Genomic DNA, 18,314 nt, shown 5'->3' on the forward strand with positions numbered 1-18,314 from the left:
GCTGCGGGCGACCGCCGGGCGCCGCTTGTTGCGCAGCACCTTGTTGCGATCCTCACCGACCCCGAAGGCCCGGTGCTGCGGGGTGGCCAGGCAGACGGCCAACTACTTCACCAGCGGGTTGCGATCCTCACCGACCCCGAAGGCCCGGTGCTGCTCTCCAAGGGGGCCACAGGCGAGCCGGGCGCGGCCGTCGGGTTGCGATCCTCACCGACCCCGAAGGCCCGGTGCTGCCTCCCACACGGTGGGCCGGGTGGGGATGCTGATGGTGTTGCGATCCTCACCGACCCCGAAGGCCCGGTGCTGCCGGTGACGGGACTCCCGGATGGGAGCGCGTAGCGAAGGTTGCGATCCTCACCGACCCCGAAGGCCCGGTGCTGCCGTCGCGTCGGCGACGCTCAGCTTCGCCCCGCCGCTGTTGCGATCCTCACCGACCCCGAAGGCCCGGTGCTGCCAGGGCGTAGTGGATGTCTACCCGATACAACGCCGTGTTGCGATCCTCACCGACCCCGAAGGCCCGGTGCTGCGAGATCGAAGCGGGGCCGGACGCTCCGGGCGTCCACCCGTTGCGATCCTCACCGACCCCGAAGGCCCGGTGCTGCCTGGAAGCAGGACGTACACCCTGCGTGCGATCAGTGGTTGCGATCCTCACCGACCCCGAAGGCCCGGTGCTGCACGGTCCAACATGCCCACGATCTTCCGGATATCGGTCGTTGCGATCCTCACCGACCCCGAAGGCCCGGTGCTGCCACTCCTCGGACAGCAGCATCTGGTTCTCGGCCTTCTTGTTGCGATCCTCACCGACCCCGAAGGCCCGGTGCTGCTCCTCTGCGCATGGCACCTACTACTCATCCGCCCAGCGTTGCGATCCTCACCGACCCCGAAGGCCCGGTGCTGCCGCAGGTAGTAGCCGCCGAGCGCGGCGCCCACCTCGGTTGCGATCCTCACCGACCCCGAAGGCCCGGTGCTGCGTGCTGATCCTGGGCGTCGCTCTCGGCGCGATGGTGTTGCGATCCTCACCGACCCCGAAGGCCCGGTGCTGCCCGCCACGAGGGGGCGGCAAGGCGGGGACTACGGGGTTGCGATCCTCACCGACCCCGAAGGCCCGGTGCTGCGGTCCTTGAGCTGGGAGGTTACCGATTCATCGCAGAGTCAGCCACCACCAAAGCCGAGAAACGTCCGATTGGTGGTAGTTCCGGGTTCGGAACTCATGGCGTGTCGCGGGAGAACCGGAGGTTCCTAGATCACAAGCGGACCTCTGGGATCGACTTCCCTGGGAATCCCAAGATGCTCGACATCATCGAGCGCTCGAGCCGGAAGCCGATAGATCCGGATCGTGTCGCACCGTTGATCGATAACGTTGCCAAGCGCGGCCATGAGCCGGAGCTTGTCAGCGTCACCGCACACGATCTCGAAAACGGACTTCTGTACGCGATGACCGTAACCTTCGCAGATCTTGGCGACGCGACGGAGTCTCGCCTGACCGGCTTTGGTCACAGTCTCGACGTCATAGGTAAGCAGCAGGTCCATATCAGTTCACGGTCCATGGGACGTAGTCGTCGAGATCTCCGCGCAAATGCCGGGCCAGCAGCCGAGCTTGCACCATTGGGAGCAGAGCGGCCGGCACCTCACGTCCCAAGCGAGCGTGCGGCCACGCGCGTTGCCGACTGTTCTGCCATGCGTTGAGCACGGCGCGGCGAGCACCCTCGGTGAGGCGCACTGTGTCGCCGGGCAGATACTCGAAGTCACTGCTACCGAGTTCGTTCCGGTTGAGCAGTGTCATGACGAATCGGTCACTGAGAAGCGGCCGGAACTCTTCCATGAGATCGAGGGCAAGAGCTGGTTTGCCAGGACGTACGCCGTGGAGGAAGCCGATGTAGGGGTCCAGGCCAACCTGCTCAAGAGCACCATGAACGGCCACCCTGAGCAGGCCATAGCTGAAGGACAGAAGGCAGTTGACGGGATCGGCCGGTGGGCGGCGCGTACGCTCGAATGGCGTGGTCGCGCTTGAACACATCGAAGGCATGGCCTCGAAGTAGTCGCGAGCCGCCGTTCCTTCGACCCCCATCAGAGCCGAGATGTCGGTGGCCCGACGGACGGCATCGAGTGCTCCGGCGTTACGTTCGGCTGCTGCGCGAAGCGTCTCCTGTTTGCTCCCCTGAGCGTCACGAGCCGCGCGCAGTAGCACCTGCCTGCCGTTGTGGATCTTCCCTGCGACCATGTGTTGAGCGATGGCCAGACGACGGCACGGATCATCGTGCGCGCGGTGCTGGGCTCGGCGTAACAGTGGGTTACCCGCGGTGGGTCCGCACAGGCGTGCCCGGAACCGTCCGAAGCCGGTCAGCCAGCTGACCGTGCGACGATCGTCGGCGCAGCGCAGCAACAGGTCACTCGTGATGGTGACACCGGCGAACAGGACGACGTGGTCGATGCGGGCGAGTGGCAAGATCTTTCGGCCTGGCTGGTCGGGGTGGACCACGCGCAGGGTGTCGTTCTCCAGATGCAGGCTCGTACCTGGTGTCTGGACGTAAAGGCTGTTGAGGAGTTCAGTCACGCCATGCTCCGAGCGGCCGGATGGTGAAGAGGTCGATGGCCCGGTTCCGGGTGTGGGTGAGTTCTGGTACGCAGTCGTCCCGCAGCGAGCAACGACGGCAACGCCGATCATTGTGAGCCGCGGGAAGTCTGTCCTCGATGAGTAGGGTGCGCATCCGCGTGACGGCTTCTCTCATGCGGATGAGCAGGTCTTCGGTGATCGGGACCTCGTGTCGCTTCCGGTCGGCGGCGGAGTAGACGTAACCGACCGGTACGGCGTATCCGCTTTCGGCCAGGCAGACCGCCTGCCCAGCGAGTTGTACATCGGCTGGCCCGTCCGGATGGTACGGGCCAACCTTGTACTCGATGGGGGTGGCCTGCTCACCCTGGATCTCCACCAGATCGCAAACACCGTGCAGACCATGCACTCGGCTGCGTACGGGGAGTGACCGTACGGTGATCACGCCACGTCGTCGCCGCGTACCGGCAAGGTCGACCGCAGCGTGAGCCAGGTCGCCGCGTACGGTATCGACGCTGTCGGCCCAGGTGGCCTCGACGTGGATCAGGGCAGCCTGACGCTGGCAGTAGGTGACATGCTCCAGCGCCGACAGTGGAATGCTGAGGGATGCGTCGATCGCGCCGCCGGCCTCGTCGGCACCGGTCATGGCCACAGGTCGACGCCGCTCCAGAAGGTGACGCCCTCAGGTAGGTCGTCGTTGCTGATCGTCCGTCGATAGTCGGTGAAGTGGCGCGGCGGCTTGTCCGTGTCGATGCGCTCCAGCCGAACGCGGCTGGTGAGGCTGGCCGCGGGTGCGGTGCCGAAGGCGTCACGGTGGCTGTAGACGTAGAGCCCGCACAGCCTCATCTCGCCCCGGGCGGCCGAGCGGTCGTGGTCGAACATCATGGTCAGCACGGTCCAGAGGGTTTTGAGGTCTTCGCTCGTGACACCGGTCTTGTCGGCGCGCCCGGCGGAGTAGAAACCGTGTGCGCGGTACAGCCCGTACGGAACGGTCCACTTGGACCCCATCTCCGTGCGCTTCCCGGAGTCGATGTCCTCCTTTTTGGTAGGAGTCACCCGGGTGATCGCGTGGTCGCTGGGCAGGACGGGGTCGAGGCTGCGGGCGAAGGTGAACTGCAGGGGACCGCGCACCTGACCGGCGCCCGCCGTCTTGCTGCCCTCTTCCTTCTTGCCCGTGGACAGCACGGCGCCGAACAACCGGATGTCGAAGTAACGGTCGCAGAGCCAGCGCTGCTGCTCCTCCGTCGTACCCTTCGTGATCGCACGGGCCTCCTCGATCCGTGGATTGAGTGCGTGGCCGGCCTCGACGAAGATCCCGTACCTGTCGTCTCCGGGCTTGATGTCGGGGATGACGTCGCGGATCTTGCGCTTGAGGGCGACGTCCGTGACCAGGCCCTGTCCGGTTTCGTCGTCGGTCCTCGGCTGGTTGCCGGCGTCCGGGTCACCGTTGGGGTTCCCATCCGTGACGTCGAAGAGCATCACGATGTCGTGCCGTACGGCCGGGTCGAGGTGGTTGCTCACTAAAGGCTCCTTAGTCCTGGAGGGTCTGGTCGGTGGTGCCTGTGCCGCGTTCGCCACGCATAGCGGCGCGCTGTTGGTGGTAGCCGAGGATGAATGCGGCCTGATCGGCCAGGACCGCGCCGTGTGGGATCCCACCGGCAACCGCGAGTTGGGAGAACAGGTCGTCCAGACGTTCTTCGGCGCGATACGCCCATGCGGGTTTGTCCCTGCGCATGCGCTTGAGCCAGGCGCGGGCGTCTCGCCGTCCCGCGACCAGGGCGACCGCTGGGCTGGTCACCGCCCGGCTGAAGTATCGATCGGTGAAGGTGACGTTCGGCGCCTGGTCGCCGCCTGCTCGGACGGCCGACAACTGGATGTCCTCCAGCGCGGCGAAGATGCGGCCCGCCAGGTAGGCCGGTTGGTGAAGGTCGGGGTTGAGTGCGGGCATGTACGCCTCCGGATGAGAGATGCCGGGCCGGCGAACCAGCGCCAGGCGAAGCAGGGCGGCACGTTCGGTGTCCAGACGTCCGTCGGCGCGGATCCGGTGGACCAGATGGGCGAGCAACTTGGGCGGAAGCGGCTTACCGAGCAGTGCGCTGCGCAAGAGCGCTTGGTAGATGCCGTCGGGCCGGTCTTCGCCCGATGCTCCGAACTTGGCATAGGTCTTTCTGTCAGCCAGCCATCGGCCGCTGGCCAGGGCCATCCGGCCGAGTCCCGTGTAGCGGAGTTCCTGCTTCCAGAAGTCGATGATCTCGTGGTCGGCGATCCATGCGGCGAGGTTGTGCTGGACGCGTTGGAGGGGCAGTTCGATCCATTCGCGGACGACGACCCGCGAAACGTTGCCGCCGATGGCCACCGCGCAGAACGTGGAGAGATCCTCCTCATCGAGCGTGTCCGGCCGCCGTCCTCGTACGGGGGCGCCGAGCATGCGCGCCACCTGCTCGGGATGGGCGTGCGGATCGTCGAGCGGGTCGAGGGTGAAGTCGACCTCGCCGGTCACCCACCAGGCCAGGCGAGTGTCCTGCCCGGTCAGCGCGCTTTTCCACTGATCGTCGAGCAGGCTTTCCAGAGCACCCATGACGGCCAGGCCGCAGCCGACGCAGATAGGGGTGTGCACCAGTTGTTCCTGTAGCCCGAATCCGTGCGTGGCCTTGTTGACGCTGACCAGGGACGCGCTCTGAGTGGCCTGCGGGACCAACCGGGCAGGCAACTGCTGCGGGATCGTCTTCAACAACGCGCCGGCCTGCCCGCAGACCAGGCAGAGTCCAGTCGATCCGGCTCCCTTCCGCGCGGACGCCACCGTGCCCCAGAACCGCCGCGCCGAATCGGTCTCGTGGAGAAAGGCGCCACCGGGTGTGCTGGCGTCGTGCACCCGCACTGCGACAAGGTCCCCCCGGCTCCACACCTCTGGTGGAGTGAGACGTTCCACGTGCCCACCGGACAGGAAGCGTTGCAGGCTCCGTGCCGGGCTGTCCGGATCGGCGCGTATCCACGCATCGGTCAGCAGGCGGAAGGCGTCGTGCGCCTTGTGCACCCGGGCAGGGTTGGCGTCCTTGGCCACCCAGCCGAAGAGGTATTCGGGAGTGTCGACGGCGATCCGCGGAGCGATTCCCGATGTCTTGGTGATCGAGGGGACCACGTACTCGACACCGTTCTTCTGCGCGGGAACGTCGGGATTCGCGAGGGGGACGAGCCTGCCGGATGTCGGCGACCCGTCACTGTTGAGGTCGAGGATCCAGCGGACTCTCTGAGTCTTGTAGAAGGGCGGATGTACCCGCGAACTGTCGCGCGCGTACGCCACGAGGCGGGTGAGCAGCATCAGTTCTCCCCCGCCGGGATTTCGATGCCGCGGGCGGGAACGTGTAGTACGCCCCGCTCCAGGCGCGCGGTGAACCACTCCATCCGATATGGCGTCCCGAAGTGGATGGTGTGCAGCATGACGCCCAGGTCCTCGCTGCGGGAGATGGGGGGCGTGTCATCGGGATCGCCGAACTCAGCAGAGAACTCCCTCGTTCCGAGAAACGGCTGGTGGAAGCAGGAACCTCGGCTCACTCGCCGCCGGAACTGGTCCCGGTACGCGGCGGCGTTCTTGGTCGCGTCCTTACCGGCCTCGATATGGGCGTGGATCCGGTAAGCGACGTCTCTGAGGCAGACCGCGTTGCGCTGGTCGCGGTTGGCTGCGGTGTCCACCCTTTCTCCGTGCAGGGCCCTGCTCAGGGGCACGACCTGGTGTGTCTCGTTGCGGCGGATCGTAAACTGCTTGATCGGTTTGAGGACCTCGATCGCCACCACCTGGTAACGCATCTGAGGCTTCCAGAAGATGGCCTCCAGCACGCCGCGCGCGGCGGTCGGAGTCATCACCGGGTAGGTGACGCGCTCCGCCTTCAGCTCGGGACGGGAGAAGAGCGCGGCCTCTCCGGACACCTGAACGACGACGGGAGGGGCACCGTCTCGAGTACGGGGCAGCGGCGACAGAGGGCTTTCGCCGTTCATAAGCACGACTCCTCGGCGTGGAAATCGAGTTCGATAGCGACACGCGAATACGCAGCACGGATTCGGAGCAACCAAAAATGAATCCCGGCATTCGGGCGACCCCGAAAATCCGGCTACTGTCCTGACTGATTCCGTCTGGATGACCGTTGCGATCCCCGGCGAGAGGAAACCTTTATACCGGCTGCCACCGACCCGCCGCTGGCCCGACTGTACAACTTCGGTCAGCCAGACGGAGCCTATTTCAAAAAGTTGGCCATTCGGTCGATCTGAACGTTTATGGGCCGATCTTCGCCGCCCATCGGATCGCCTAAATGCCGTGTCCTGCGCCTTCCCGGAGCACTTGCTCGAACCGCGTTTCCGTGAGCAGACGAGATCGAGTCCCCTCCGTCAGCACACGAAGTCCTCTGTGCGAGGGTCGAGTTCGATGCCGGTGTGCCGGTCATAACCGCCGTCCCACTCGGCGAGCGAACCGGACCGGCCGGGTTCCCCAAGGATCGGCTTCATGAGAGCCAGCACACCGGGGTTTCTCACGGCCGAAGGGTGGATGGTGGTCACGTAGGGCTGCAGGCGCCGCAAGTCCTCTCGATCGGGACGAGCCGCATCGCGTATCCGCTGCACCAGCGCTTCGATCTCCTCCTGATCGTTTTCGTCGGCCGCCCCGAGCGATGTCACCACAGCGACACCATCTTCTGTGATCATCCTGAAGGCGTACCTGCGATCGGCGATGTCCGTGACAGGATCACGGGGACCTTCCGTCACGGCGCTGAAGTCCAGGCGATAGCGTGCGTCCTGGATTCGCTGGCCCACGCTGCGCGGATCTTCCAGGTTCAGTGCTCCGTAAACCGATTGGTAGTAGGCGCGCAACGCGTCAAGGCAATCGGGATCGGCCCGGCCGGGCCCGAAATGAAGACGGGTGGCCTCCACCAGCGTCCTGTATGCCGGAGGCTGACCGGCGTCCGGGGGATCCACGATGATCACGCGACCGACGGTTTCGAGCTTCCCTTCCCGGTTGGCGCGGCCGGCGGCCTGCAACAGCGAATCCGCCGGGGCCATCGCTCGGTAGACGACGGGAAAGTCAACGTCCACACCGGCCTCGATAAGCTGGGTCGCCACCAGCAACACGGGCTGTCCTGTCGCCAGGCGTTCCCGGACGGCGAGAAGCACACGACGTCGATGCGCCGCGCACATGCGCGTCGACAGATGCCAGGCGACGCCCTCGGGAACCCGGCCGCTCCATACGCCGAAGACGGTACGAGCGTCCGCGGTGGTGTTGACCACGACCAGGGCCTGCTGGTGGGCGGCCGCGTCTTCGGCGAGTTCCGCCAACGTAGGGCCAGGGTTGATCCGCCACTCATAGGCGACCCTGCGCAGCCGGGTCACCAGGGCAACAGGATCCTTCACGATCTCGGTCGCGCACAATTCACGAAACGGACTCAGGTGCCAGAAGTCCGGCTGCGTGGCCGACGCCATGAGCACGGTGACACCGAAGTGATCGACCAGCATCCGCAGCGCACTCAGGATCGGAACCAGCATCTGATGCGGCAGCGACTGAACCTCGTCCAACACGATCACCGCCCCTGCGAGCCGATGGAGCCGACGCATAGCGGCAGGCCTCCTGCCGAACAACGACTCGAAAAGCCGCACCGTGGTTGTCACGACGAAAGGGGCGTCCCAGTTCTCCGCCGCCAGTCTCGCCCAACGGCGGGAGGACTGATCCAAATCGACGGCGCTGTGATGCTCCAATACGACATCGGCACCATCCGGACAGCTGAGCAGTCTGCGGTAGACCGCCGCGTTCTGTTCTGTGATCGTCAGGTACGGCACAGCCACGATCACCCGGCGAAGCCCGCGCTCGGCCGCGTGATGGAGGGCGAATCCGCCCGCGGAGATGGTCTTGCCCACACCAGTCGGCGCGGCCAGCCGGAAGACGCCCTGCTCGGCACCGGCGGCGGCGACGCAGGCCCGGTAGACGGCATCCCGATCATCATCTATCGCCGAACGACCGGCTCGTTCGCTCAGCATCGCGACGCGCGCCTTCTCGTAGCGGTCACGCAATACCCCGAAATCCTCGTCCGACCGCACGGCAGGGCGCACCGCACCGACGAAATGCGCCGCGGTGTCGAGGAAGTCCGCATCGCACAGCGAACTGAACGTCAGCCGCAGTGCCATCTCCCGCACCAGTGGCTGCTTCCAAGCTTCGGGGATCGCGACCCTGCCTGCTGCCGCGAGCTCCGGCAGCAACGCCTCAGCGGCCAGCACCCGCAAGGCATCGGCTTCCCGTTCCCGCTCCGACTTGGTCAGGTTCCTCAGCCGTTCACGCAAGGCCTCCGGCGAGGCCAATCCTCCGTGATGGCCCGCGATCGCCATGGCGAAAGAGCCCAGCCCACGATCCATCGCCAAGCGCGTTCCCAGCATCTTATGGTCCAGCCCGACCGGCCGATCAGTGCCGGCGACCAGCGCCAGCCTCTCCTGCCAGCCACCGGCGGCCTTGCCACAGTCGTGCAGTAGCCCCAACCACCACGCCACCCGCTCTCCCCCGAAGGGTGCCGCGAAGCGTGCCGCCAGCTCAGCCGTACCCCGAAGGTGGTCCGTAAGCGGATGCCACCGCCCCTGAGGGTTATCGCTGTGGGCATAGGTCGAACCAACGGTGACCATCTGAACCTCGCTTTACCGACGAAGTAAATGAATCACGATATTTGGCAGCCTAAGATCACCTGCACTTTATTCATAACAAGAAGGGTACGGTTTTCATCTCGGAGGTTAATAACGCCTGATTTCAGGTGACTGTGATTGCTTGACCGTTTTACACCTGTACGGGATCGCAAGTCCGAGTAAGTACGACCGCGACGTGAGACGCCCAAACTGGTGGGTGCCATCGAAAGACTGGACCACGATGTCCTTGATCTCGGCGAGGTGGCCCGCCGAGATCAAACCGAAGATGACGTTGCGATTTTCACCGACCTCTGCCCCTTCAGTCGTAACTTCTCACCTTCGCGATTCTTTCCTGTCCACGAAGTGCGACAAGGCTTGGGACATGCGTGCCCCCGTGCAGGAGGTCAGCCCGGCCGTTACCGACAAGGCGTGGGCCGAGAAGTAGTCGGATCAGTTGGAAGACCTGCTGGTGGAGATGGGCCAAGTCTTCGGGCGGGCGGGACGCGATCGCCGACGTGATCGAGGTGATCGTGCTTGCGATCCTCACCGACCCCAAAGGGCCGGTGCTGCGATGACATCGACAGGGACGGCTTGGGCGAAGTTGCTGACGTTGCGATCCTTACCGACCCCGAAGGGCCGGTGCTGCGTTAGTCCGGAGACCGCACTTTTTTGTCCCTGAACAGCGTTGCGATCCTCACCGACCCCGAAGGGCCGGTGCTGCCATCGAACAGGGGGACTGACCATTGCCGATCAACCCGTTGCGATCCTCACCGACCCCGAAGGGCCGGGCCGGTGCTGCCCCGTTCCAGAACTGCCCGATCAGCTCGACGCCCCGCTTGTTGCGATCCTCACCGACCCCGAAGGGTCGGTGCTGCTCAAGATCATCGGCGCGAGAGGCAAGGTAAAGCCGTGTTGCGATCCTCACCGACCCCGAAGGGCCGGTGCTGCCGGGGATGTCCTTGGGCAGGACGGGTGTGGTCATCGGAGTTGCGATCCTCACCGACCCCGAAGGGCCGGTGCTGCTCCCCGCCGCCCGCCTCCACCAGCACCCCGTCCTGGGTGTTGCGATCCTCACCGACCCCGAAGGGCCGGTGCTGCCACGTCGAACCCGGAGTATTACGGGGACCTCCTGGTGTTGCGATCCTCACCGACCCCGAAGGGCCGGTGCTGCTGGGGCCGTGATCCGGCGTGCCGGGTTTGTGCCCTCGTTGCGATCCTCACCGACCCCGAAGGGCCGGTGCTGCTCATGCTGCCGATCGCGGCCGCCGGCAGCATCGGCACCGTTGCGATCCTCACCGACCCCGAAGGGCCGGTGCTGCCTGGTCTTCTCGGCGATGCCGTCGAAGGTGGTGGAGTTGCGATCCTCACCGACCCCGAAGGGCCGGTGCTGCCTGAGCGCGCCGGCTTTGTCGCCGGTGCTGGTGTTGTTGCGATCCTCACCGACCCCGAAGGGCCGGTGCTGCCCAGGCTCTCAGCGACATCCCTTGCGGCGATGTCGATGTTGCGATCCTCACCGACCCCGAAGGGCCGGTGCTGCCGCAAATGGGCGACCCTCATGGGCCGGCCCGCGACCGTTGCGATCCTCACCGACCCCGAAGGGCCGGTGCTGCCCGGCTCGGATTCGTTCTCATCCGGAGGAGGCGAAGGTTGCGATCCTCACCGACCCCGAAGGGCCGGTGCTGCGAGACCGCCGTCAAGGCGATCGGCGTGACCAGAGGTTGCGATCCTCACCGACCCCGAAGGGCCGGTGCTGCTCGTCGGAGATGGGTCGAGGCACACGTGCTCACCCCCGTTGCGATCCTCACCGACCCCGAAGGGCCGGTGCTGCGGACACATCCCCACCTACTCGGCGTACCGGCGCGAGTTGCGATCCTCACCGACCCCGAAGGGCCGGTGCTGCCTCGACAGGCACCGCTTGAGGGAACTTGTCACAAAGGTTGCGATCCTCACCGACCCCGAAGGGCCGGTGCTGCAGCGCGATGCCGATGACCAGGGACTTGGTGTCCATGCCGTTGCGATCCTCACCGACCCCGAAGGGCCGGTGCTGCGCGTGCGTGGACGGGTTGTTGTTGGTCTGGCAGCTGGCGTTGCGATCCTCACCGACCCCGAAGGGCCGGTGCTGCTCGGAGCGGCGGCGTGAGCGGCTGGTCGAGTGGGCCGAGTTGCGATCCTCACCGACCCCGAAGGGCCGGTGCTGCCACCATCGACGCGGACCGGTCGTAGGGGGCCGCCTTGTAGTTGCGATCCTCACCGACCCCGAAGGGCCGGTGCTGCACCGGACGACCGGCCTGTTGATCTCCCAGGCGGTGAACGAGTTGCGATCCTCACCGCCCCCGAAGGGCCGGTGCTGCTGTCGAGGCGGAAACTGAAGAGGATGGGTGCAACACGTGTTGCGATCCTCACCGACCCCGAAGGGCCGGTGCTGCTCCTCACCCGGCTGCAGGACACCCCGGCCGCCATGTTGCGATCCTCACCGACCCCGAAGGGCCGGTGCTGCCCCGCCGGACGCGTCGATCTGGAGGTAGATCCCGCGTTGCGATCCTCACCGACCCCGAAGGGCCGGTGCTGCTGCTGAAGCTGCTGTGGGAGCTGTTCCCGGACCACCCGTTGCGATCCTCACCGACCCCGAAGGGCCGGTGCTGCTCACGCGCCCACCACGTCATACCCGCGCAGGCGCAGGTTGCGATCCTCACCGACCCCGAAGGGCCGGTGCTGCCTCCTGGAGCTCACGCGTCGTAGCGGGAGGGGACGTTGCGATCCTCACCGACCCCGAAGGGCCGGTGCTGCCACCGAGTCGGGGATCGGCCACCTCCGGAAGCTGAACGTTGCGATCCTCACCGACCCCGAAGGGCCGGTGCTGCGGCCAACGCAAGCGAGGAGGCGTCTCGTGGCTAACAGTTGCGATCCTCACCGACCCCGAAGGGCCGGTGCTGCCCGGTGATCGTGCGCACCTTCGGCGGCACCACGGTGTTGCGATCCTCACCGACCCCGAAGGGCCGGTGCTGCCGGACGAGATCGCCGCCGCCATGTGGGACGACTGGGAGTTGCGATCCTCACCGACCCCGAAGGGCCGGTGCTGCGCTGACCGCGTCGGACTGCTTCGACGGGCACGACCCGTAGGTTGCGATCCTCACCGACCCCGAAGGGCCGGTGCTGCCCAGGCGGTCAGCCGCTCGCCCGGGCACTCGGTGGCGTTGCGATCCTCACCGACCCCGAAGGGCCGGTGCTGCACGTCGCCGCTCTGTACGACGTCGCCGCCGCCTCCGTTGCGATCCTCACCGACCCCGAAGGGCCGGTGCTGCAACCGCCTGAGCGGGGAGCTTGGCCGCGTCGCCGACGTTGCGATCCTCACCGACCCCGAAGGGCCGGTGCTGCTTGACCGTCTGCTCTCCGATCCCGGACCACCAGACACGTTGCGATCCTCACCGACCCCGAAGGGCCGGTGCTGCGAGACCCCCGAGACGCCCGTCGCGGCGAGCGACGTGTTGCGATCCTCACCGACCCCGAAGGGCCGGTGCTGCCCGAAAAGGGCGATTACGTCATCCTTCGACTTGGCGTTGCGATCCTCACCGACCCCGAAGGGCCGGTGCTGCTCTGACAGCGTCCTGTCCAGCTTCGGCAAGCTGGGGTTGCGATCCTCACCGACCCCGAAGGGCCGGTGCTGCTCCGGGAGTTCGAGCGCCTCGACGACGCTCTCGCCCGTGTTGCGATCCTCACCGACCCCGAAGGGCCGGTGCTGCTCGACTCCTGGAGCTTCACCGTGGCGTCCGTGCCCGTGTTGCGATCCTCACCGACCCCGAAGGGCCGGTGCTGCCGTCAAGCTGTACGACGCGATGCTGATCGACGTAGCGTTGTTGCGATCCTCACCGACCCCGAAGGGCCGGTGCTGCGAAGCGCAAGAGCGTCATTTGGGAAGTCTGCACAAGCGGTTGCGATCCTCACCGACCCCGAAGGGCCGGTGCTGCCGGGCTGCTGCCCTGCTACCTGCCGTGGGACTGGATGTTGCGATCCTCACCGACCCCGAAGGGCCGGTGCTGCGGTTCTTGAGCTGGAAGGTTACCGATTCACCGCAGAGTCAGCCACCACCAAAGCCGCAGAAACGCCCGATTTGTGACACTTTTAGGTTCGGAACACATGGCGTGTCGCGGAACTACCGGAGGTTCCTAGATCACAAGCGGACCTCTGGGATCGACCTCTCCGGGAATTCCAAGATGCTGTGTCGACGACACGTGAAAGACTTCGAGCGTCGTTGACACGCATGGCTAGGCCGGTCGGCCCCGCGCGTGCGGGGGTCTGGCCAACCTTCTACGGGTGCACCACGGCCCTTGGCACCTCCATTTTGGGGGACCGTAGGGGGACCGGCAGTCTCGGACACTCCCGCTTCAGGGCGGCATTTCCGACACTGTCCGGCCCACCCACGACGCACCTACCTGCAGGAATGCCATAGAGCGGCGAGGCCCGACATCAGCCGACTCGTTGATCCACAGACTCATAATCCGTGGGTCGTGGGTTCAAGTCCCACCCGCCCTACCTACTCCACCTGCGGCGCAGCATCCGACTCCGAATCCGTAGGTCGACGATCCGCCTTTGGGGGACCGAAGGGTGACCGCCAGTTTCGGACACCTCCCCCAACGTGACCTTCCGAGGCACCAGAGCAACCGACGCCTCCGCCGCCGTACGCGCCAGCCCCGGCAACGCCGCCGTGTAGATGTCAGACGTGATCCCGATCGACGAGTGCCGCAGCATCGCCGACTCGCGGCGCCTGCAGCACGGCCAACGTCCCCGAATCCAACGCCCGCGACTTCGGCTTGCCCTCCTCCACCCGGCGGCCCACATCGGACAGTCGCCCGGCCACCATCAGAACGCCTTCCTCCAGCTCGCCGTCTACCCACCGCGCACCGCGCGCCTCCCCGCGCCGCAGCCCCCGGAACGCCACCAGGTGGTACACCGCGCCCATCGCGGTCAGGACCTTGTGGCCACGCCCCGTACGAGGTCCGCCTGGGGAGGCGGGCGATGGGACTACCTTCTCCGAGGTCGTTCTGGACGACGATCATCCAATGTGCGAACATACGTTCGATAATCGTCCTTCAGAATGGAGTGCATGTGCGCCTCTCAAGCCCTGGCCGTGCTCCTCTTTCCCACCGATTAGTCGCCCTGGCCGGGCCCCTCTTCCTGGCAGCGGTTCTGCTGGTCGCTCAGGCACCCGCCGCCTCGGCCGCCGACACCGTCATCGACCTCGGCGTCGCCTCCGACAGGGGCGGCGACGTGGTGGGACACAGCGGCAAAATCTTCGTCGCCGCCGACGATCGGATCGTGGTCACCAAAAGCGACGGCGCGCTCATCGACACGATCAGCGGCCTGTCCGGTGCCGTGGCCCTGTCCGTTGCGGACAACGGCAGGAAGGTGTACGCGGCGCTGCGCGATTCGCATGAAGTGATCGAGATCGACATCGCAACGCTCGCCATCACCAAGCGGATCGACCTCACCGCCTACTCGTGCCCGTCCACGCTGGCCCAGTCCTACGAGCGGCTGTGGGTCGGATACGGGTGCGGCCAAGCGGGGCAAGGAGGCGTCGTCGCCCTCGAGCTGTGGAGGCCGACACCCACCCTCGTCCCGGTCGGGCCAGGCGCGACCCAGCCTCCGCTGGTCGCCGTCGCCGGGAGCACACTGGTGGCGGGAGAGCCGGGAGCCGACCCCGCCTCGATCAGGGTGTATGACGTCAGCACCACCCCGGCCACCCCGCGCGGTGAGATCCACGCTGACACGTCCCTGCGGGACCTCGCCCTCGCCGACTACGGGTCAGCGGCGCTGTCGGCGCTGGCCGACACCCACCGGTTCGACGCCTGGGACACGACGACCAACGCCAAGACACGCGCCTACGACAGCGGCGAGCTGAGCGAGCACGGCCTCCCCACCGCCGTCGCGGCCAGCCCGAACGGCGCCTACGTCGTGGGCGGCTGGAACTCCTCCGCGGGCGACGCGGCGGAGCTCGTGGTGTACGACCCGGCCACGGCGGAGGTGATCTACTCGGCCGACCACCAAGGGAAGGCGCTGGTGGCGGGCAGCATCGCCTTCTACGGCGTACTCACCTATGCGGTGCTGAAGGAGCCTGACACCGGGCGGATGCACCTCTGGCGGCTGCCGCATTCGCCTTACCACGCCTCCACCCTGACCATGACGGCTCCCTCCGAGGCGACCGCGCTCAAGCAGCTGACCTTCAGCGGGCGGCTCACACTGAGCACCGGCGCGCTGCCCGGCGTGCAGACGCTTGAGCTGTACCGCTGGCTCCCCGACGGCACCTCCCGGCCCTTCCAGGAAGTCACCACGGAGGCGGACGGCACCTACCAGTTCACCGATACCGCACCGAAATGGGGGTCGTACGAATATCGATTGTACTGGCCGGGCAACTCATGGTTCAGGGGCAGCGGCGCCTCGGCCATCGTCGAGGTGGGCCTGTACCAGCCGGTGCTCACGGTGACCGGCCCGTCGGCCGGCGCCGTCGGCGAGCGACTCGAGTTCAACGGAACGTTCGCCGCCGACGGCATCACCTTCCCGCACACCATCGTCACCGTCGTACGTAACGTCTCCAGCCCCGATGGCACTACCTCGAAAGCCCTGGCCAAGATGACTGCCGCTGCTGACGGGTCGTTCAGCTTCGCTGACACGCCGACGACGGCCGGCAAGCACACGTACGTCATCCAGCTGGTGGGGAACTCGACAATCGAGCCGGCGAAGACCACCCACGTGGTCGTCGTCTCCCAACCCTCCGTGTAACCTCCCGACGGGGTGACGGCGATCCGAATCGCCGTCACCCATGTCGTTGGGCCACGCTGATCGGGTGTGTCAACTTAACGGCTGATCTTGGTTGTTGAGTGGTCAGCTGTTGGCCGGGGTGAGGCGGCCCTCGAAGGCGATCTGGAAGGCGTTCAGTGGTGCCTTCCAGCGCATGGTCCACCTCTTGCGACCCTTGCCGGTCGGGTCGAGGCTGAGGTGCCCCTGATCTTCCGGACAGGTCCCCAACTAAGGTTGAGGGAGAACTGGAAGGGAAGGCTGTGGCGGGGCAACCGACGATTCAGCCAGGAGTTCAAGGACGAGGCCGTCCGCATGGTGCTGAACGGCCCGCGGCCGGTGGCGCATGTGGCCAAGGAACTCGGCATCCACGACACCACCCTCGGCAATTGGGTGAATACCTACCGTCGGACTCGCGGCGACGGGCCGACGTCGGCGCGAGAGCCGGGCGAGCACAAGAGCGAGCGGGAACTGGCGCTGGAGCGTGAGAATCGCAAGCTCCGCGAAGAGAACGAGTTTCTAAAAAAAGCCGCGGCCTTCTTCGCCCGGGAACAGCGGTGACCGCCAAGTACGAGCTCATCGATGCGGAGAAGGCCGGTTACGCCATTGTGGACATGTGCTCGTGGCTGGGTGTATCCCGCTCGGGCTATTACGAGTGGCGTGGGCGGCCGTTGTCGGCGACCGCCGAACGCCGCGAACGTCTGAAAGAGAAAATTCAAGGGCTGTTTGATGACAGCCATCAGACCTACGGATATCGGCGGATCCACGCGGCGTTGCTCCGCTGCGGTGAACGGGTGAGCCACGAGCTGGTCCGGCACCTGATGCGCGAGCTGGGCCTGCGGCCGGGCCAGAGCCGGCCGTGGCGGCCGGTCACCACCTTGGCGGACGGCTCCTTCCGGGGGATTCCCGACCTGGTGCGGCGCGACTTCACCGCCGAACGGCCAGGGGTGAAGCTGGTCGGGGACATCACCTACATTCCCACCTGGGAGGGCTTTGTCTATCTCGCCACGGTGATCGACTGTCATTCCAAGATGGTGGCGGGTTGGGCGATGGCCGATCACTACAAGGCTTCGCTCGTCTGCGATGCGATCGATGCCGCCGCTGGTACTGTCGAGCTGCAGCCGGGGTGTATTTTCCATTCCGACCGCGGGTCGAACTATACGAGTGAGGAGTTCGGGCGGCATCTGGCCCGGTATGGGATACGTCGGCCGGTCGGGCGTACGGGGGTGTGCTGGGCCAATGCGCTGGCTGAATCGTTTTTCGGGGCGTTGAAGAGTGAGTGGCTCAACGGGATGGTGTTCACCACCCGCGCTAAAGCCCGCCGGGCGGTTGTCCGTTATATCGAGGGTTCTATAATCGGCGTAGGCTTCATTCCGCGAACGGGTACCGGACTCCGCTGGAGGTCCACAACGAGTACCTGAGCGGGCAGCTCGCAGCATGATGTGATCGTCAGGAAGCTGTCCGGAGAACGCGGGGCTCCTCAATCGGGCCGGGCGGCGGCTCGGTGACGCGGTGACGCGGTCGGTGACCGGGGCCGGGGTATTGAGGATGGTTATGATGCGGTCGCCGGCGGCGGTGACGAGGTTCAGGTCGCAGGCCACGTCGGTGACGGCGATGACCGGGGCGAAGGTGGTGGCGGCCAGCACCACCGCCACAGGGAACAGCGCCGGTTGCAGCGCGTTCGCCGCCACGAGCAGGGCGGCGGTGACGAGGACGGCGAGCAGGCCGAGGGTGGTGGCGGCGTTGGTGACGGCATGTTCGAGGCCGGAGCGGCGGCCGTGGGCCAGCTTGGCCTCCAGCAACCGCCGGTCCTGCTCGTGCAGGCGGTCCAGCTGGCGGTCCCCGGCGCCGGAGGTGAGGAGCTCGCGCAGCCCCTGGAGGGTGTCGACCGCTTCGGCGTTGAGCTCGCCGAGCTCGGCACGGAGCCGCGCGCCCTGGTCGGCGGCGCGTTTGCGCAGCCAGGCGGGCAGGAGGGCGAGCAGGATCAGCGCGGGTGCCAGAGCCGCGGCCAGGGCGGGATGGAAGACGCCCAGGGCGGTCAGCGCGGCGACGGGGACGGTGACGGCGCTGATCAGCGGACTGAGGGTGTGGGCGAACCACAGCTCCAACTGCTCGACGTCGGAGATGGCGGCGCTGCCGAGGTCGCCGGAGCGGCGCTGCAGCAGGTAGCCGGGCGCGAGGCGTTCGAAAGCGGTGTAGACGCGGCCGCGCACGTCTGCCAGCCACGACGGGCAGCAGCAGCGCGCAGGCCAGCACCACGGCGCCGACCAGCGGGTCAAGCGTGAACAGGTCACGGCGACGGCGCCCAGGACGGAGGCGATCACCTGGGGCA

Annotated in this window: 9 protein-coding genes, 2 pseudogenes and 2 CRISPR repeat arrays (1 of these 13 cut by a window edge); of the genes and pseudogenes, 2 read left to right on the top strand and 9 right to left on the bottom strand. The window is 66.5% G+C overall.

Features of this window, described 5'->3' with window-relative positions:
- A CRISPR array of direct repeats spans positions 1 to 1,112; the repeat unit is 37 nt (it extends 402 nt beyond the left edge of the window).
- A gap of 124 nt (positions 1,113 to 1,236) precedes the next feature.
- The 8 genes from cas2 to AC5L3X_RS31390 all read right to left on the bottom strand — a co-directional run bounded on the left by cas2 (position 1,237) and on the right by AC5L3X_RS31390 (position 14,150).
- On the bottom strand, positions 1,237 to 1,527 hold the full coding sequence (cas2, locus tag AC5L3X_RS31355) for a CRISPR-associated endonuclease Cas2 (protein ID WP_494861799.1): 291 nt from the start codon (positions 1,525 to 1,527) through the stop codon (positions 1,237 to 1,239).
- A gap of 1 nt (position 1,528) precedes the next feature.
- Positions 1,529 to 2,551, bottom strand: a complete 1,023-nt coding sequence (cas1c, locus tag AC5L3X_RS31360; RefSeq protein ID WP_494861801.1) for a type I-C CRISPR-associated endonuclease Cas1c — start codon at positions 2,549 to 2,551, stop codon at positions 1,529 to 1,531.
- Positions 2,544 to 3,194, bottom strand: coding sequence for a CRISPR-associated protein Cas4 (gene cas4, locus AC5L3X_RS31365; RefSeq protein ID WP_494861803.1), 651 nt, complete (start codon positions 3,192 to 3,194; stop codon positions 2,544 to 2,546). Before cas4 ends, cas1c begins: the two co-directional genes overlap by 8 nt.
- Complete coding sequence (gene cas7c, locus AC5L3X_RS31370) at positions 3,191 to 4,069, bottom strand: type I-C CRISPR-associated protein Cas7/Csd2 (RefSeq protein WP_494861805.1); 879 nt, start codon at positions 4,067 to 4,069, stop codon at positions 3,191 to 3,193. The genes cas4 and cas7c overlap by 4 nt, the downstream gene beginning before the upstream one ends.
- Positions 4,070 to 4,079: 10 nt before the next feature.
- The gene (gene cas8c / locus AC5L3X_RS31375; RefSeq protein WP_494861807.1) at positions 4,080 to 5,867 is read right to left on the bottom strand and encodes a type I-C CRISPR-associated protein Cas8c/Csd1; all 1,788 of its coding nucleotides are present in this window, start codon (positions 5,865 to 5,867) and stop codon (positions 4,080 to 4,082) included.
- On the bottom strand, positions 5,867 to 6,541 hold the full coding sequence (gene cas5c / locus AC5L3X_RS31380; protein ID WP_494861809.1) for a type I-C CRISPR-associated protein Cas5c: 675 nt from the start codon (positions 6,539 to 6,541) through the stop codon (positions 5,867 to 5,869). Before cas5c ends, cas8c begins: the two co-directional genes overlap by 1 nt.
- 387 nt (positions 6,542 to 6,928) lie before the next feature.
- Positions 6,929 to 9,196: a CRISPR-associated helicase Cas3' gene (cas3, locus tag AC5L3X_RS31385; RefSeq protein ID WP_494861811.1), complete on the bottom strand. Its 2,268-nt coding sequence runs from the start codon at positions 9,194 to 9,196 to the stop codon at positions 6,929 to 6,931.
- Between the two features lie 530 nt (positions 9,197 to 9,726).
- Positions 9,727 to 13,231: direct repeats of the CRISPR family, unit length 37 nt; unit sequence GTTGCGATCCTCACCGACCCCGAAGGGCCGGTGCTGC.
- 673 nt (positions 13,232 to 13,904) lie between these two features.
- On the bottom strand, positions 13,905 to 14,150 hold the full coding sequence (locus tag AC5L3X_RS31390) for a site-specific integrase (RefSeq protein ID WP_494861813.1): 246 nt from the start codon (positions 14,148 to 14,150) through the stop codon (positions 13,905 to 13,907).
- Between the two features lie 146 nt (positions 14,151 to 14,296).
- Between AC5L3X_RS31390 and AC5L3X_RS31395 the strand changes: the two genes are divergently transcribed.
- Both AC5L3X_RS31395 and AC5L3X_RS31400 read left to right on the top strand, forming a co-directional pair.
- On the top strand, positions 14,297 to 15,967 hold the full coding sequence (locus tag AC5L3X_RS31395) for a YncE family protein (RefSeq protein ID WP_494861815.1): 1,671 nt from the start codon (positions 14,297 to 14,299) through the stop codon (positions 15,965 to 15,967).
- A gap of 330 nt (positions 15,968 to 16,297) precedes the next feature.
- Positions 16,298 to 17,423 (top strand): annotated as a pseudogene (locus AC5L3X_RS31400) (IS3 family transposase).
- Positions 17,424 to 17,658: 235 nt separating this feature from the next.
- On the opposite strand, the pseudogene AC5L3X_RS31405 reads toward AC5L3X_RS31400, so the two are convergent.
- A pseudogene (locus AC5L3X_RS31405) lies at positions 17,659 to 18,306 on the bottom strand (ABC transporter transmembrane domain-containing protein); the annotation flags it as partial.
- Between the last annotated feature and the right edge of the window lie 8 nt (positions 18,307 to 18,314).

The organism is Nonomuraea sp. CX421, assembly GCF_059358955.1.

What these genes read in the sequence shown, in the direction of transcription:
- cas2 (WP_494861799.1), bottom strand. Translation starts at nt 1,527, where the DNA reads ATGGACCTGCTGCTTACCTATGACGTCGAGACTGTGACCAAAGCCGGT.
- cas4 (WP_494861803.1), bottom strand. Translation starts at nt 3,194, where the DNA reads ATGACCGGTGCCGACGAGGCCGGCGGCGCGATCGACGCATCCCTCAGC.
- cas8c (WP_494861807.1), bottom strand. Translation starts at nt 5,867, where the DNA reads ATGCTGCTCACCCGCCTCGTGGCGTACGCGCGCGACAGTTCGCGGGTA.
- cas5c (WP_494861809.1), bottom strand. Translation starts at nt 6,541, where the DNA reads ATGAACGGCGAAAGCCCTCTGTCGCCGCTGCCCCGTACTCGAGACGGT.
- cas3 (WP_494861811.1), bottom strand. Translation starts at nt 9,196, where the DNA reads ATGGTCACCGTTGGTTCGACCTATGCCCACAGCGATAACCCTCAGGGG.
- AC5L3X_RS31390 (WP_494861813.1), bottom strand. Translation starts at nt 14,150, where the DNA reads ATGGGCGCGGTGTACCACCTGGTGGCGTTCCGGGGGCTGCGGCGCGGG.